This window comes from Variovorax sp. IB41 (assembly GCF_016405905.1).
In the GTDB taxonomy this organism is placed as follows: Bacteria; Pseudomonadota; Gammaproteobacteria; order Burkholderiales; family Burkholderiaceae_C; genus Variovorax.
Window position 1 is genome coordinate 14334 of record NZ_JAEFCB010000001.1, and the last position, 15155, is coordinate 29488.

The 15155-nt window shown below is 68.1% G+C and carries 14 protein-coding genes; 9 read left to right on the plus strand and 5 right to left on the minus strand.

Annotated features, from left to right (window positions below):
• The first annotated feature begins 25 nt into the window (after nucleotides 1-25).
• The 3 genes from JC881_RS00075 (at nucleotide 26) to JC881_RS00085 (ending at nucleotide 3864) form a co-directional block, all read left to right on the plus strand.
• Nucleotides 26-1666, plus strand: a complete 1641-nt coding sequence (locus JC881_RS00075; RefSeq protein WP_198783688.1) for an isovaleryl-CoA dehydrogenase — start codon at nucleotides 26-28, stop codon at nucleotides 1664-1666.
• Nucleotides 1667-1791: 125 nt separating this feature from the next.
• Nucleotides 1792-2730, plus strand: coding sequence for a glutathione S-transferase family protein (locus JC881_RS00080; protein WP_198783689.1), 939 nt, complete (start codon nucleotides 1792-1794; stop codon nucleotides 2728-2730).
• A 228-nt stretch (nucleotides 2731-2958) separates the two neighbouring features.
• Nucleotides 2959-3864, plus strand: a complete 906-nt coding sequence (locus tag JC881_RS00085) for an SDR family oxidoreductase (RefSeq protein WP_198783690.1) — start codon at nucleotides 2959-2961, stop codon at nucleotides 3862-3864.
• 3 nt (nucleotides 3865-3867) lie between these two features.
• Here JC881_RS00085 and JC881_RS00090 read toward each other — a convergent pair whose 3' ends face one another.
• Together JC881_RS00090 and JC881_RS00095 are read right to left on the minus strand one after the other, a co-directional pair.
• Entirely contained in the window at nucleotides 3868-4356 is a 489-nt protein-coding gene (locus JC881_RS00090) for an anthrone oxygenase family protein (RefSeq protein ID WP_198783691.1), read from the minus strand.
• The gene (locus JC881_RS00095; protein WP_198783692.1) at nucleotides 4356-5207 is read right to left on the minus strand and encodes an NAD(P)H-binding protein; all 852 of its coding nucleotides are present in this window, start codon (nucleotides 5205-5207) and stop codon (nucleotides 4356-4358) included. Before JC881_RS00095 ends, JC881_RS00090 begins: the two co-directional genes overlap by 1 nt.
• 87 nt (nucleotides 5208-5294) lie before the next feature.
• Here JC881_RS00095 and JC881_RS00100 point away from each other — a divergent pair, with 87 nt between their 5' ends.
• Nucleotides 5295-5957: a TetR/AcrR family transcriptional regulator gene (locus tag JC881_RS00100; RefSeq protein ID WP_198783693.1), complete on the plus strand. Its 663-nt coding sequence runs from the start codon at nucleotides 5295-5297 to the stop codon at nucleotides 5955-5957.
• On the opposite strand, the gene JC881_RS00105 is transcribed toward JC881_RS00100, so the two are convergent.
• Nucleotides 5958-6884, minus strand: coding sequence for a LysR substrate-binding domain-containing protein (locus JC881_RS00105; protein ID WP_198783694.1), 927 nt, complete (start codon nucleotides 6882-6884; stop codon nucleotides 5958-5960). It lies immediately after the preceding gene.
• Between the two features lie 118 nt (nucleotides 6885-7002).
• Here JC881_RS00105 and JC881_RS00110 point away from each other — a divergent pair, with 118 nt between their 5' ends.
• On the plus strand, nucleotides 7003-7737 hold the full coding sequence (locus tag JC881_RS00110) for an FMN-dependent NADH-azoreductase (RefSeq protein WP_198783695.1): 735 nt from the start codon (nucleotides 7003-7005) through the stop codon (nucleotides 7735-7737).
• Here the strand turns inward: JC881_RS00110 and sctR are convergent.
• Both sctR and sctQ read right to left on the minus strand, forming a co-directional pair.
• Entirely contained in the window at nucleotides 7664-8323 is a 660-nt protein-coding gene (gene sctR, locus JC881_RS00115; RefSeq protein WP_198783696.1) for a type III secretion system export apparatus subunit SctR, read from the minus strand. The two genes, JC881_RS00110 and sctR, sit on opposite strands and share 74 nt — an antisense overlap.
• A 2-nt stretch (nucleotides 8324-8325) precedes the next feature.
• Nucleotides 8326-9474 carry a type III secretion system cytoplasmic ring protein SctQ gene (gene sctQ, locus JC881_RS00120; RefSeq protein WP_198783697.1) on the minus strand — a complete coding sequence of 383 codons (1149 nt, stop codon included), beginning with the start codon at nucleotides 9472-9474 and terminating at the stop codon, nucleotides 8326-8328.
• A gap of 312 nt (nucleotides 9475-9786) precedes the next feature.
• On the opposite strand from sctQ, the gene sctV reads away from it, so the two are divergent.
• From sctV to JC881_RS00140, 4 genes are read left to right on the plus strand one after another with little or no spacing between them, the layout of a single operon-like run.
• Nucleotides 9787-11859: a type III secretion system export apparatus subunit SctV gene (sctV, locus tag JC881_RS00125; RefSeq protein WP_198783698.1), complete on the plus strand. Its 2073-nt coding sequence runs from the start codon at nucleotides 9787-9789 to the stop codon at nucleotides 11857-11859.
• A gap of 42 nt (nucleotides 11860-11901) precedes the next feature.
• Nucleotides 11902-12168 (plus strand): type III secretion system export apparatus subunit SctS, encoded by a 267-nt coding sequence (sctS, locus tag JC881_RS00130; RefSeq protein ID WP_198783699.1) that lies wholly within the window; start codon nucleotides 11902-11904, stop codon nucleotides 12166-12168.
• On the plus strand, nucleotides 12165-13922 hold the full coding sequence (gene sctC, locus JC881_RS00135) for a type III secretion system outer membrane ring subunit SctC (protein WP_332875161.1): 1758 nt from the start codon (nucleotides 12165-12167) through the stop codon (nucleotides 13920-13922). The genes sctS and sctC overlap by 4 nt, the downstream gene beginning before the upstream one ends.
• Before the next feature lie 2 nt (nucleotides 13923-13924).
• Nucleotides 13925-15121 carry an FHA domain-containing protein gene (locus JC881_RS00140; RefSeq protein ID WP_332875162.1) on the plus strand — a complete coding sequence of 399 codons (1197 nt, stop codon included), beginning with the start codon at nucleotides 13925-13927 and terminating at the stop codon, nucleotides 15119-15121.
• Nucleotides 15122-15155 lie beyond the last annotated feature (34 nt).

Sequence of the window (15155 nt, forward strand, 5' to 3'; positions counted from 1 at the left end):
TGAACGTACGGCAAGGAGGCCGGTCATGGAAACCACGCACGAGGTGTTCAACCAGCCCGCACCGCTGGCGGACTACAACCTGTTCGAAACCAACCGGCCGCTGCGCGATGCGTTGAAGTTCAATGCGCCGCAGCTGCAGGTGGCGCCGCTGCAGGAGCTGGGCGTGACCATCGGCTCGGCCGAGATGCAGACGCATGCGCGCCTGGCCAACGTCCACACGCCCGAGCTGCACACGCACGACCGCTTCGGGCGGCGCATCGACGAGGTGGAGTTCCATCCGAGCTACCACGTGCTGATGTCGGCTGCGGTGGGCGCGGGCCTGCACGGCACGCCGTGGGCGGCCACCTCGGCCTCGCCGCATGTGCTGCGCGCGGCCGGCTTCATGCTCTTCACCGAGCTGGAGCCCTCGATGCTGTGTCCGATCTCGATGACCTACGCCGTCACGCCCGCGCTGCGCAGCAACGCGGCCGTGTACGCCGACTGGGGCCCCAAGCTCACGAGCCTCTGGTACGACCCGGCACTCAAGTCCTTCAAGGACAAGCCCGGCGTGACCATGGGCATGGGCATGACCGAGAAGCAGGGCGGTTCCGACGTGCGCGCGAACACCACGAAGGCCGTGCGCGACGGCAGCGACGCCTGGGGCGAGCGCTATGCGATCACCGGTCACAAGTGGTTCTTCTCGGCGCCGATGTGCGATGCCTTCCTGGTGCTCGCGCAGGCCGAGGCCGGGCTCAGTTGCTTTTTCCTGCCGCGCGTGTTGCCCGACGGCACGCGCAACGCGATCCACATCCAGCGCCTGAAGGACAAGCTCGGCAACAAGGCCAATGCGAGTTCCGAGGTCGAGTTCCACGGCGCCAGCGCCTGGCTCGTGGGCGAGGAGGGGCGCGGCATTCCGCAGATCCTGGAGATGGGCACGATGACCCGGCTCGATTGCGCGCTGGGCACCAGCGGCCTCATGCGACAGGCGTTGAGCATCGCCATCAACCACGCATCGCAGCGCAACGCCTTCGGCAAGCCGCTGATCGCGCAGCCGCTCATGAAGAACGTGCTGGCCGACCTCGCGCTCGAGAGCGAGGCCTCCACGACCCTGGCCATTCGCCTGGCCCGCGCCTTCGATCATCCGGACGACGAACACGAGCGCCTCATGGCGCGCCTGCTCACGCCGGTCGCCAAGTTCTGGATCTGCAAGCGCGGCAGCCATTTCGCGCAGGAGGCGATGGAGTGCCTGGGCGGTAACGGCTACGTGGAAGAGGGCGGCGAGGGCATCATGGCGCGCGTCTACCGCGAGATGCCGCTCAACTCAATCTGGGAGGGCGCGGGCAACATCATGGCGCTCGACCTGCTGCGGGGCCTGCGCAAAGGCGATGCCGTGGCGGCGCTCGCGAAGGAATTGGCACCCGCACGCGGCCAGCATGCCGCGCTCGACCGCCTGGCCGACGCGCTGCCCGCGCGCATCGAGGCGATGGCCTCCGAGGTGGAGGCGCGTCGTCTGGCACAGGACGTGGCGCTCGCCGTGCAGGCTTCGCTGCTGGCGCAGACGGCGCCGCCCGCGGTGGTCGGCGCGTTCTGCGCATCGCGCCTGGGCGGCGACTGGGGCAATGCCTTCGGCACGCTGGGCGCGGGCACCGATTTCGATTCGATCATCCAGCGGGCAAGTCCGCTATAGATATTCACGCCACCCCGCGAACCCGTTCGCACTGAGCCTGTCGAAGTGCCGCGCGCGGCTTCGACAGGCTCAGCCCGAACGGTGGTGGTGGATTCAGCCTCACGACTACAAGGAAACCGAAACCCATGGCCGACCTGATCCTTCACCACTACACCACCTCGCCGTTCTCGGAAAAGGTGCGGCTGATCCTCGGCGCCAAGCAGCTGCCGTGGAAGTCGGTCTTCATCCCGCCGATCATGCCCAAGCCCGATGTGGAGTTGCTCACCGGCGGCTACCGCAAGACGCCGTTCCTGCAGATCGGCGCCGACATGTACTGCGACAGCGCGCTCATCGCCGACGTGCTGGAGCACCTGCAGCCCGAGCCCACGCTCTACCCGGAGCCCGAGAAGGGCCTGTCGCGCATCCTCGCGCAGTGGGCCGACACCACGCTCTTCTGGGCCGCGATGGCCTGGAACCTGCAGCCCAAGGGCGCGGCCGAGGTGTTCGCCAAGGCGCCGCCCGAAGCCGCCAAGGCCTTCGGCGAAGACCGCGGCAAGATGAGCGCCGGCAACATGACGCGCCTGCGCCCGGCCGATGCCACCAGCGCCTACAAGTCGTACCTTCGGCGCCTGTCGGACATGCTGGACGACCGCCATTACCTCCTGGGCGAAGTGCCCAGCATCAGCGACTTCGCGGCCTACCACCCGCTCTGGTACACGCGCCGCATCGAGTCGGTGCGCACCATCCTCGACCTGACGCCCGCGGTGGTCGACTGGATGGACCGCATGGCCGCCATCGGCCACGGTGCGCCCGAGAAGTACAGCGCCGACGAAGCCATCGCCGTGGCCAAGGCCGCGACGCCGCACACGCTGCTGACCGACAGCACCTTCCAGGACGACCACGGCATCGCGCTCGGCAGCGCCGTGACCATCCGGGCGGAGAGCTTCGGCCTGGAGGAAACGAACGGCACGCTGGTGGCCGCCACGCGCACGCACTACACGCTTGCGCGCAGCGAAGATCGCATCGGCACGGTGCACGTGCACTTTCCGCGCATCGGCTACGTGCTCAAAAAGGCGGAGGCCTGAAACGAGTTTGCGGTTGATCAACAAGAACCGTTCGGACTGAGCTTGTCGAAGTCTCGCGCGGCGCTTCGACAAGCTCAGCGTGAACGGATTGATATTTTTGAACGCGTTTCCCGTATGAGAGGCACGCGAGCGGGGCACCTTCGTGACTGCGCGCCGGCGCGTTCCGTATTTCAATAGCGCCTCCAACGTCGCAGACGTCGACATTCAACGCAAGAAGGACACCGGCAAATGATTCAGGACTTCAAGGGCAAGACCGCCGTTCTCACCGGCGCGGGCTCGGGCTTCGGCCTCGAATGCGCGCGCATCGGCGCTGCGCGCGGCATGAACCTCGTGCTGGTGGACGTGCAGCAGGACGCGCTGGACAAGGCCGCCGCCGAAATGCAGGCCGCCGGCGCGCAGGTGCTGGCCCGCAAGGTCGATGTGTCCGACGCCGCGCAGATGGAGGCCCTGGCCGCCGCCGTGAAGGAGCGCTTCGGCGCGCCGCACTTCGTGTTCAACAACGCCGGCGTGGGCGCGGGCGGGCTCGTGTGGGAGAACACCGTCTCCGACTGGGAGTGGGTGCTGGGCGTGGACCTCTGGGGCGTGATCCACGGCGTGCGCCTCTTCACGCCGATGATGCTCGAGGCGGCCGCGAAAGACCCCTCCTATCGCGGCCACATCACCAACACCGCGAGCATGGCGGGCCTGCTCACTCCCCCCAACATGGGCATCTACAACGCCGCCAAGGCCGCGGTCGTGAGCCTCACCGAGACGCTGTACCAGGACCTGACGCTGGTGACCGACCAGATCGGCGCGAGCCTCCTGTGCCCTTACTTCGTGCCGACCGGCATCACGAGCAGCGAGCGCAACCGCCCGAATGCGCCCAAGGACAGCGAGTTCACCAAGAGCCAGTTGATCGGCCAGGCCATGAGCAACAAGGCGGTGAGCAGCGGCAAGATCACCGCGGCCGAAGTCGCGGCGAAGGTGTTCGACGCCATCAGCGACAACCAGTTCTACGTGTTCAGCCACCCCAAGGCGCTGGGCAACGTGAAGAGCCGCATGGAGAACATCGTCTCGGTCACGAACCCCGCCGACCCGTTCCTGGAGCGTCCCGAGATCGGCCAGAAGCTGCGCGAACAGCTTCGCGCGGCCTGACGCCTACACCGCGGCCCGCCTCAGCGCGGCCGCGACGAAGACGACCGCCGCGAGCGCCGACGATGCCGTCCGCACGCTGTTCCACATCGTCCAGGTCTTGAGATAGGTCTGCCAGAACGCGCCGCCGTCGATGGGCGACGTGGCCGCGAGCTGGTTGTTCAGCGGCACGTTGAGCACCATCGTCACACCGAAACAGCCGACCACGTAGAGCAGGCTCGCAAGCAGCACCAATTGCGAGTCGAACTGCGAGATCGAGAACAGCGACCAGCCGCCGAGCACGATGCCCAGCACCGCGCTGCCCATGAAGACGAGCATGAAGCTGGGCGTGATCACCGTGACGTTGATCGCGTTCATCGCGTTGATGCCTTCGCTGTTCTGCACGCGCGCGAGTGCCGGCATCACGAACGAAGAGAACGCGTAGAAGATGCCGGCGACCATCGCCGTGGAAAAGGCGCTCGCCAGGATCAGCACCGTCGCCGTCTTGCCCATCATCACTTCGCTCCCCACACGCCGGTCGGGGCCGTGCGCGCCACGTAGTCGGCGAAGGTGCGGGGAGGGCGGCCCAGCGCCCGTTCCACGCCGTGGGCGATGGGCGTGTTGCGGCTGTCCAGCACGGTGCTGAAGAGATAGACGACCAGCCAGCAGAGGTCCTTCGGCAGCCCCGCTTCCGCCAATAGCTTGGCGTAGTCGTCCATCGGGATGATGTGGCAATCGATCCGGCGATTCGTCGCGCGCGCGATCTGCGCGATGGCCTCGGGAAAGGTGAAGGCCTGCGAGCCGGTCAGCTCGTAGAGCTTGCGGCTGTGGCGGCTGTCGACCAGCGCTTCGGCCGCGATGTCGGCGATGTCGTCGGCATCGATGAAGGGCTCCGCGGCGAGCCCTTCGGGCAGCGTGATCGCGCCCGCGACGATCTCGTCGAGAAAGTAGTTCTCGCTGAAGTTCTGGAAGAACCAACTCGCGCGCACGATGGTCCAGTCGAGCGCGGTGGCTTGCAGGGCGCGCTCGGCGTCCTGCGCTTCGGGCTCGCCGCGGCCCGACAGCAGCACGATCTTTTGAACGCCGGCTTTGGCGGCAGCGTCGTAGAAGGCGGTCACCGTGTCGACGGCGCCCGGCACGCACAGATCCGGCTGGTAGGCGACGTAGACGGCGCGAACGCCCTCGAGCGCGGCCGTCCAGGTGGCGCGGTCTTCCCAGTCGAAGGGCGGTTGTGCGGCGCGCGAGCCGACGCGCACGGCGTGCCCGGCGGCGCGCAGCCGTTCCAGAACGCGCCCGCCGGTCTTGCCGTTCGCGCCGAGTACCAAAATGGGATGCGCATCATCCCGGGTGCTGCTGCCGATTGCCATTTTCGAACTCCTTGAGATAATGTGAGTAATGCTCACGTAAAAAATGATAGTTACTCACATTTTGAATGTCAACCCCGGGATGAAGCCATGACACGCAGTGCACCTTTGCCATCGCAGGTGGCCGTCGCCGAGGCACCTTCGGCCAGGAAGAGCCCCATCCAGGAGCGCAGCAAGGCGCGCGTGGAGCGCATCCTCGAGGCGGCCGCCGAGCTGATCGTGCGCGGCGGCAGCGACCAGCTCAAGATGAGCGAGGTCGCCGCATCGGCCGGCATCTCGATCGGCTCGCTCTACCAGTACTTCCCCGAGAAGGCCGCGCTCATCCGCATGCTGGCCGAGCGCATCAATGCCGCGAGCCGCGAGTGCATCCGCGAGGGCCTGAAGGACGTGGTCGATCTCGCGAGCCTCCAGTCGTCCTTCACCGCGCTGGTGGACGTGTACTACACGATCGTCAACGAGCGCCCCGTCATGCGCGACATCTGGAGCGGCATGCAGGCCGACAAGCAGTTGCTGGCCCTGCAGATTGCGGAGAGCCGCGCGTGCGGGCAGATGCTGGCCGACGCGATGTTCAAGGTGCACAGGGTGCGCGGCCGCGCCGACACCAAGCGGGTGGAGCAGGCGGCCTTCCTGATCTGGGAGATGGGCGAGGCGACCATCCGCCTGGCGATCGCGGTCGAGCCGGCCGAGGGTGCGGCGCTGGTGGCGGCCTACAAGCGCATGGCGCTTCGCGAGATCACCGATCCACTCGCTTGATCAGCTGGCAGCGGCCTGCGATTCGATCCACTGCCACACCGCCCGGATCGAAGGCTCGTTCTCCCGCCCGTTCGCGGTCGCGAGAAAGTAGCTTCCCGTATCGAGCGCCGGCCCGAAGGGCTGCACCAGCGCGCCGCTGCGCAGCTCCTCGGCCGCGAGCGTGAGGCTCAAGAGCGCGACGCCATGGCCCGCCAGCGCGGCGAGCATCGCGTGCGTCTCGTCCGAGAACGAGAGGCCTGCAGCCTTCGCCGAACGTCCGCGCGGCTGCGCGATGCCGGCTTCGCGAAACCAGCGTGACCACAGCGCCGGCGCGAGCGCATTCGGCTGCCAGTCGCAATGGATCAGCTGGTGCCTGGGCAGGTCGCCCTTGCGGCGCAGGCCCAGCATCGGGCTGCACAGCGGCGCATAGCGCTCGGGCATCAGTTCGCTCGACACCAGCCCCGGCCAGTTGCCGCTGCCCGAGCGCACTGCGATGTCCGCATCGCCGCGCGAAAGATCGACCACCGTGTCGCCCGCGTGCAGCCGCAGCTCGATGCCGGGGCAGGCCTTGCGAAAGGCCGTCATGCGCGGCAGCACCCAGCGCGCCGCAAAGGCCGTGTTGGTGGTGAGCGTGACGGACTGCGAAGCCGCAGGCCGGCGCAGCCGCTCGACACCCGCTTCGAGCGCATCGAAGCCCATGCACAGATCGTCGAAGAGCCGCTGGCCCGCGGGCGTCAGCGCGAGCTGCCGCGTGAGCCGGCGAAACAGCGGCTGCCCCAGCGTGTCTTCGAGCGCCCGCACCTGGTGGCTGATCGCCGAGGGCGTGACCGAGAGTTCGGCCGCCGCGCGCTGGAAGCTCAGGTGTGCAGCCGCCGCCTCGAAGGCCCGCAGCGAGAGCAGGGGCGGCAGGCGGCGTGAGGGGCGGACAGATGAGCCAGTCTCTTGCATGACGGGAGAAATGATCGTTTGTGAATGGCCGAGCGTATCCCTAGATTCGAGGCCTGTGCAGTCATTCTGACGGCGCAACACAGCGTACATCAACTCATCCATCTACGGAGCGACCCCCATGACCCTCAACCTGCTTCACATCGACGCCAGCGCCCGCCCGGGCATCTCGGGCGCCGACCCGCACGGTTCGCACACGCGGCGCCTCTCGGCACGCTTCGTCGAACGCTGGCGCAAGATGCGGCCCGGCGACCGCATCGATCACCTCGACGTCGGCCAGCACCCGCCCGCCTTTGTCGACAGCCGCTGGATTCACGCCGCCTTCACCGCGCCGGCCGACCGCGAACCCTGGATGGCCGACGTGCTCGCCGAAAGCGACCGCCTCGTCGATCAGCTCCTGGCCGCCGACCTGATCGTGGTGGGCCTGCCGATGTACAACTTCAGCGTGCCCGCGCAGTTCAAGGCCTACATCGACAACATCGTGCGCGTGGGCCGCACCTTCGGCTTCGACCGTGCACGCGGCGCGGTGCCGTACTGGCCGATGCTCGCGGACGCCGGCAAGCGCATGGTGCTGCTCGGCGCGCGCGGCGACCATGGCTACGACAAGGGCGGGCGCATCGCGCACCTGAACCACGCCGAGGCCTCGGTGCGTTCGGTGTTCGGCTACATCGGCATCACCGATGTGCACGAGGCCGCGGTGGAGTGCGACGAATTCGGCGGCGAGCAGCTCGCGCAGTCGATGCAGAAGGCCGAGGCCGCAGTCGATCGCCTCGTGGACGAACTCAGCGGTACGACAGCACCAGCCCGTGCACCAGCCGCGTCCACCCATCCAGCATCACGAACAGCAACAGCTTGAACGGCAGCGAGATGGTGGTGGGCGAGATCATCGACATGCCCAGCGCGAGCAGCACGGTCGCCACGATCAGGTCCACCACCACGAACACCAGGTAGATGATGAAGCCGATCTGGAACGCGCGCGTGAGCTCGCTGAGCGTGAAGCTGGGCACCAGCACCATGAAGTCGTCGTCCTTCAGTTGCTCGGCGCGCGCCTTGGGCCAGATGTTGGAGGCCGACTTCAGAAAGAACTGGCGCTCCCGCTCGTGCGTGTGCTTTTGCAGGAACTCCTTGACCGGCGCCTTGGCCGCATCGATCACCGCCATGATGTCGCCCAGCCCTTCGCCCTTGGCGCCGAAGTTGCGGCCGCGCAAGGCATCGCCGATGTCCATGCCCACCGGCGCCATGATGTAGACCGACAGGATGATCGCGATGCCGTTGAGCACCATGTTGGGCGGCGTCTGCTGCAGGCCGAGCGCGGTGCGCAGCAGGCCGAACACGATCACCAGCTTGGTGTAGCTGGTCACCATCAGCGCCACGAAGGGCGCCACGCCGAAGGCGACGATCAGCGCGACGAGCGTGAGGGGTTCGGGAAGGCCGCCTTGCATGCTCAGACTTCGCCGGGCGCGAACTCCGACACGCGCACGCCCAGGCGATCGCCCACCGCGACGAGGTAGCCCTTGCCCAGCACGTTGCCGTGCGCCAGGATGCGCACCGGGCTGCGGTTGAGCGGCTGGCCCAGGTCGAACACATGGCCGGCGCGGATGCTCTTCAATTCGCCCAGCGACAGCGAGAGGTCGCCGACCTCGAAGCGCAGCGTCACCTCCAGCGCGTCGAGCCGGTCGATCGGCAGGTTGGCGTTGTCCGCGGTTCCCGTGGCTGGGACCGCCTGGGCAGGGGTGTCTGGCTTCATGGCACTGTCTCTCGATTGCTGAACGGTGATGTGCGAGCCCTCGGCGAAGGCCGAGAGATGCCGCCCGCCGGGGCCTCCCAGTTCGGCCGTGACCACGATCGCGGCGCCCGAAGAGCGCCACTGCTCGATGCCGACGATGTCGCCGGGGCGGATGCTGCCGATCTCGCGCAACTGGATCGGCGTGCTGCCGAGGCGAAAGTTCACGGGCAGGCGCAGCGTGTCGAAGGCATCGCCCGCATGCGCGTTGTGGTGCGACGCGCGGCTCGCGGGCACCAGCGCATCCAGCGTGGCGGCATCCTCGAACTGCACGAAGCCGCGCAGCATGGCGCTGCCGTCCGAGGGCGTGGCGGCGAAGAAGGCTGCGCGCTCGGGGTCGCAATGCAGGAGCGGTGCGTGTTCGCGGCGCTCGTGTTGCTCGTGCCGCTCGTGCTGCCCTTGTGTATGGCGCGCCTCGGCTTCAGAGGGCTGCCACTCGAAATGCAGGCGCAGCGTCTTCTCCAGCGCATCGACCACCGGATGCAGCGCGTCGGCCAGGAGGATGTAGCGCAGGTCGCGCGGCAGCAGGTCGATGCGGCGCTCGCCCAGGAGCGCCTGCAGGCTCGGCGCATCCATCGCGAGGTGGCCGACATGCGCGCCGAGCCTGAAGCGGTAGCTCTCGCGCGTCGTGTGGCCGAAGGCCGCGTCGTGATGCCAGTGAATGCGGTAGCGCACACCGCGCGCCGCCACATCGGGCGGCGGCGCGGCGCCGTACAGGCGATTGAGCGCGCGCACGTTCGCCGCGTCGGCGCGCGGCAATGCACGCGATTCGCCCAGCTCCGTCACCGCTTCAGCCCATGCGTTCGACATGCGTGCTTTCGTTCGATCCATCGATGCGGCGGGTGCTGCGTCGTATCACTTTCTTCATACCTTGAAGCGACGCGAGACAGCTCGCACCGGGACGGGCAGCTTAGCCAGACGCCCTGCGTGGAGGTAGTCCGCAAACACGTAGTGCCGCGCGCGCCACACACCGCCGTTGCCTACGGAAACTCGTTGTTGCCGTGAATGGATGGCGGCGCATAGAGTCCACCGCGACGCGACATCGATCACGTCCGACGACGGCGCAGGCCAGTGCAAGCGGCATCACTCACAACTCCAAGAACACCGTAAAGCAACAACGCGATGGCGAGTTCTCCGCGATCCCTTCCAACGTACCGTGGCGGCGTGCGCGACCTGCTGGGCAATGCGGGCCGCTACAACGACCTGCTGCTCGCGGGGCTGCTGGTGGTCATCGTCGCGCTGTTCGTGTTGCCGCTGCCCACGCCGCTGCTGGACCTGCTGATCGCAAGCAACCTGGCCATCAGCCTGGTGCTCTTGATCGTGGCGATGTACGTGCCGTCGGCGTTGTCGCTCTCGACGTTCCCCTCGCTGCTGCTGTTCACCACGCTGTTTCGCCTGGCGCTCAACATCGCCTCGACCAAGCTGATCCTGCTGCACGCCAACGCGGGCCACATCATCGACACCTTCGGCAAGCTGATCGTCGGCAACAACGTGGTGGTCGGCGGCGTGGTGTTCCTCATCATCGCGATCGTGCAGTTCATCGTCATCGCCAAGGGCTCCGAGCGCGTGGCCGAGGTGGCGGCGCGCTTCGCGCTCGATGCGATGCCGGGCAAGCAGATGAGCATCGACGCCGACGTGCGCGCCGGCGTGCTGTCCTCCGCGCAGGCGCAAAAGCGCCGCCAGGTGCTGGAGCAGGAGTGCCAGCTGCACGGCGCGATGGACGGCGCGATGAAGTTCGTCAAGGGCGATGCCATCGCCAGCATCGTGATCGCGCTGGTCAACATCCTCGCGGGCATCGCCATCGGCACGCTGATGCACGAGATGACGCTGGGCGGCGCGCTGCAGCGCTACGCCATCCTCACCGTGGGCGACGGCATGGTGTCGCAGATCCCGTCGCTGCTGGTGTCGATTGCAGCGGGCATCGTCATCACCCGCGTGAGCACCGGCGACCGCCGCGACACGCAACTGGCCAACCAGATCAGCCAGCAGCTCATGGCGCATCCGCGCGCGCTGATCATCGCGGGCCTGGCGGTCGCGAGTTTTCTCATCGTGCCGGGCTTTCCGAAGTGGGTGTTCAGCCTCATTGCGGCCGTGCTGCTGGGCCTGGGCTTCACGATGCGCATGCTGCGCCAGAAGAGCCAGACGCCGGGCTGGATCTCGCACCGCGAAGGCATCGCCTCGGAGGAGACCGACAGCGACCACGCGATTGCCGCGCCGCTGGCGGTGCGGCTGTCGAGCGGGCTGCGCGGCGGTGTCGATCGCCACGCGCTCGACCAGCACCTGGCCACGGTGAAGACCGCGGTCGAGTCCGACCTCGGCCCGGTGTTCCCGCGCCTGCAACTGGCCTATGCGGACGGCATGGCCGAGCACGGCTACCAGGTGCTGGTGCGCGACGTCGCCGTGTCCGAAGGCACGCTCAGGCCGGGCTGGCGGATGCTCGATCCGGCCGAGGCCGCCGCGCCGCCGGCAGGCGCCGAAGTGGCCGAGCCCTTCGGCCCGTTCCCGCGCGTGGTGTGGGTGCCGGGCGAAGAGGCCGGCTTCAGGACATGGAACAACGAGGAGGTGGTCGGCCTGCACCTGCAGGATGCCGTGCGCCGCAACGTGCGCGACCTCATCGGCCTGCAGGAAGTGCAGCGCCTCTTGCATTCGGTGCAGCGCGATGCGCCCGAGCTCGCGGCCGAGGTGTCGCGCGTGGCCTCGGGCCAGCGCATCGCCGAGGTGCTGCGCCGGCTGCTGCAGGAGGGCATTCCGATCCGCAACCTGCACGCCATCTTCGAGTGCCTGGCCATCTGGGCGCCCAAAGAGCAGGACGCGATCGCGCTGACCGAGCTGGTGCGCATCGACCTCGGGCGCTACATCACCAGCCGCTACGTGGGCCCGAACCGGCAGCTCGAAGCGATCCTGTTCGAGTCCAGCCTGCTGGAGCGCGTGCAGAACGCCATCGAGCGTTCGCCGCGCGGCAACCTGCTGCTGCTGAGCCCGGCCGTCACGCAGGACATCCGCGAGCAAGTGCGCCGCATTCTCGGCACGGCCGCCACGCGCGTGGTGGCCATCGCCTCCTCGGACGTGCGCCGCTACATCAAGACGCTGATCGAGCCGGTGGCGCCGCTGCTGCCCGTGTTGTCCTACCAGGAAGTCGACGAAGACGTGGCCCTGCAGCCGGTGGGCTGGGTCACCAATCCGCAAGCCCATTGATGAACATCTCCTTGTCCCCCGGGGCGCACCACACGAGAAGCCATGACACCGCAGAACATCCTGGACATCACCCGCGAAGGCCTGCTGCTGGTGCTGTGGATCTCGTTGCCCGTGGTGGTGGTGGCCACGCTCACCGCGCTCGTCGTGGCGGTGCTGCAGGCGGTGACGCAGGTGCAGGACCAGAGCATCGGCCAGTCGATCCGCCTCATCGCCGTGATGGTGGCGATCATCGCCACGGCGGGCTGGCTCGGGCGCGACGTGATGCGCTTTGCCGAGCGCGCGTTCCAGGCACTGAGTTCGCTGCCGTGATCGCCGCGCACCTGAACCTCTTTCGGCAACGGGTCTTCCTGCTGTTCGGCTTCGCCGCGCTGATGCTGCTGGCCGCGCACCAGCAAAGCCAGGCGGCCGAGCTGCGCTGGAACAGCCGGCCGTTCCAGATCGTCGCCAACGAGAAGCCCTTGCCCGACTTCCTGCGCGAGCTGGCCTCGTCGCAGAACGTCACGGCGGTGATCGACCCCAAGGTGGCCGGCGTCATCAGCGGCAAGTTCGCGGGGCCGGCGCTGGGCATTCTCAACAGCGTGTGCTCGGTCAACGGCCTCACCTGGTATTTCGATGGCGCCTTTCTCTTCGTCGACCTGGCCGCCGACGCGAAGAGCGAGGTGCTGCCCATCGCCGCGGAAAACGCGAGCCGCATCGCCGAGACGCTGGTGCGGCTGCACATCTCCGACGAGCGCTATCCGCTGAGCATCAGCGAGCGCGACGCCAGCGTCTACGTGACCGGGCCGCGCCGCTACGTGGAAATGGTGCGCCAGGCCGTCAAGCTGGCCGACCAGAAGACCGCCATGGCCGAGGGCGCGGAGATCCGGCTCTTCCCGCTCAAGTACGCCTGGGCCTCGGACTTCAAGATCAACCGCTCGGGCAAGGAGACCGTGATTCCCGGCGTGGCCAACGTGCTGCGCAGCCTCTACGGCCGCAGCAGCAATGCCTCCGGCGGCAGCGGCGGCCGCGCGCCGAGCGCGCCGTTCTCGGTCGGCGCCAACCGGCAGATCAAGCTGCGCAGCGGCGAGACCATCACCGCGCCCAAGATCGAGATGGCCGGCATGACGCCGAATGCGGAAACCGGCGGCGGCATCGCGGGCCCGTCCATCGGCAACGAGCTGCCGCAGTTCCAGGCCGACACCCGCATGAACGCGGTGCTGGTGCGCGACATGCCCGAGCGCATGGCGCAGTACACCCGCCTGATCGAGGCGATGGACGTGAAGCCGCGCCTGGTCGAGATCGAGGTCACGATCATGGACATCAGCTCCGACACGCTCAGCAGCCTGGGCATCGACTGGCGGCTGCACGGGCGGCACGGCGACTTCCAGACCGGCCGCGGCGACCGCGGGCCGCTCACCTGGGACGGCAGCAGCAGCGAGGCCGGGCAGATCGGCGGCCTCACCGCGGCGGGCCTTGCGACCACGCCGCTGGGCGCAATGTTCACCGCCGCCATCGGCAACAGCGCGCGCAACTACCTGCTGGCCCGCGTCACCGCGCTGGCCACCAGCGGCAACGCCAATTTCGTCGCGCGCCCGAAAGTCATGACGCTGGACAACACCGAGGCCGTTCTGGAGAACCTGAGCGAGTTCTACGTGCGCGTGGACGGCTTCCAGGATGCGGGCCTTTTCAGCGTGACCGCCGGCACCGCCGTGCGCGTGACGCCGCTGGTGATCGACGAGAAGGGCGTCCGCTCCGTGATGATGTCCATCGACATCGTCGATGGCGACCTGAGTGCCCAGTCGGTGGACAAGATACCGATCGTGCGGCGCCGCACCGTCAACACGCAGGCGCTGGTGGACGAGGGCGCGAGCCTCCTGATCGCCGGCTACTCCTCGGAGGAGCGGAGCGCCGCCACCACGGGCGTTCCGGTGCTCAAGGACCTTCCCGGCGTCGGCAATCTCTTCAAGTACAACGACAAGAAGCAGATCAACATGGAGCGCTTCTACCTGTTGACGCCGCGCCTCGTGCTGCCCGGCTCGACGGCGAACGTGCCGCAGCTGCCGTTGCCGGAAGTGGGAGGCTGAACGTGCAGGACCGCGACATCGCCTTCGACGACCACGGCGCCAGCGAGATCGACAGCGACGTGGAAGCGGGCGCGCCGCACACCGAGCCGGCCCTGGGCGCGGCCTGGTGCCTGCGCTTTCTCAGCGGCGCTGTGAAAGGCCGCACCATCGCGCTCAAGCCCGGCCTCAACGTGCTGGGTTCGGGTGGCGAATGCGAGGTGATGCTGCCCGGCGGGGATGTGTTGCCGCGCCACCTGGCGTTCACCGTCGGCGAGCTGGTGGTGTCGATGCAGCGCCTGGGCACGGCTTCGGCGCGGCTGAACGGCCAGGAGATGCAGCAGCCGCGAAAGAGCGTGGTGGCGGGCGACGTCGTGAGCCTGGGCCAGATCGACTTCCAGCTCGACCGCAGCTATCCAGTGCACGCGAGGGAGGACCGCATGTTCGCCCCGGCGCAAGGCATGCCGTCCGATGGCGGTGCGCAGGCGCGTGAGCCCGCCGGGTCGTCGCGGCGGCTGGGCTACTGGGTGGGCGGCGTGATCGCCTTGCTGGCCGTGGTCGGGCTGGCCGCCGTGTCGCTCGGCGACGCGGGCTCGGGCACGCGCGGCGGCGCCAGCGTGAACCTGGCCGAAGTGGAAAAGGCGCTCGTGCCTTTTCCCGAAGTGGAAGTGGTGGCCGCGCAGGGCGGGCTCTTCGGCGTGAAGGGGTATGTGGAATCGAAGCAGCGGCGCGAAACCCTGCAGCGGGCCATGGAGCCCTTTGGCGGCAAGGTCAGCGTCAATGTGCATTCGGCCGAAGACATGGTCGAGCAGGCGCGCCGCTACGTGGCCGACCCCGGCGTGGCCGTCACTTACACGGGGCAGGGCCGGCTGGTGCTCACGGGCACGGTCGAAGACGCGGCCGTGCGCCAGAAGATCCGCCGGCTGAGCGAAGACCTGCATCCCTCGGTGCTGGTCTCCGACAAGGTGCAGTACCGCGAGAAGCCGGTTGCCGACAACAAGGACGCCGACATGCGCGCGCAATGGGACGGCTGGCAGAGCCTGCTGCCCGCGCGCATGGTGAGCATCACCGAAGACGGCAACGGCCTGCGCCACATCCAGCTCGCGAACGGCAACCGCTACTACGAGGGCTCGGTGCTGCGCTCGGGCGCCGAACTCAAGCGCATCGATGCCGACGGGCTGGTCCTGAGCGGCGGCGTGCCCGACAACAAACGCGCGAGGTGACGGCATGGCACAGCACAGGCACCGTCGCCGCGCG

Excerpts from the sequence above, each read along its gene's own strand:
- JC881_RS00075 (WP_198783688.1), top strand. The coding sequence starts at position 26 with ATGGAAACCACGCACGAGGTGTTCAACCAGCCCGCACCGCTGGCGGAC.
- JC881_RS00080 (WP_198783689.1), top strand. The coding sequence starts at position 1,792 with ATGGCCGACCTGATCCTTCACCACTACACCACCTCGCCGTTCTCGGAA.
- JC881_RS00085 (WP_198783690.1), top strand. The coding sequence starts at position 2,959 with ATGATTCAGGACTTCAAGGGCAAGACCGCCGTTCTCACCGGCGCGGGC.
- JC881_RS00090 (WP_198783691.1), bottom strand. The coding sequence starts at position 4,356 with ATGATGGGCAAGACGGCGACGGTGCTGATCCTGGCGAGCGCCTTTTCC.
- JC881_RS00095 (WP_198783692.1), bottom strand. The coding sequence starts at position 5,207 with ATGGCAATCGGCAGCAGCACCCGGGATGATGCGCATCCCATTTTGGTA.
- JC881_RS00100 (WP_198783693.1), top strand. The coding sequence starts at position 5,295 with ATGACACGCAGTGCACCTTTGCCATCGCAGGTGGCCGTCGCCGAGGCA.
- JC881_RS00105 (WP_198783694.1), bottom strand. The coding sequence starts at position 6,884 with ATGCAAGAGACTGGCTCATCTGTCCGCCCCTCACGCCGCCTGCCGCCC.
- JC881_RS00110 (WP_198783695.1), top strand. The coding sequence starts at position 7,003 with ATGACCCTCAACCTGCTTCACATCGACGCCAGCGCCCGCCCGGGCATC.
- sctR (WP_198783696.1), bottom strand. The coding sequence starts at position 8,323 with ATGCAAGGCGGCCTTCCCGAACCCCTCACGCTCGTCGCGCTGATCGTC.
- sctQ (WP_198783697.1), bottom strand. The coding sequence starts at position 9,474 with ATGTCGAACGCATGGGCTGAAGCGGTGACGGAGCTGGGCGAATCGCGT.
- sctV (WP_198783698.1), top strand. The coding sequence starts at position 9,787 with ATGGCGAGTTCTCCGCGATCCCTTCCAACGTACCGTGGCGGCGTGCGC.
- sctS (WP_198783699.1), top strand. The coding sequence starts at position 11,902 with ATGACACCGCAGAACATCCTGGACATCACCCGCGAAGGCCTGCTGCTG.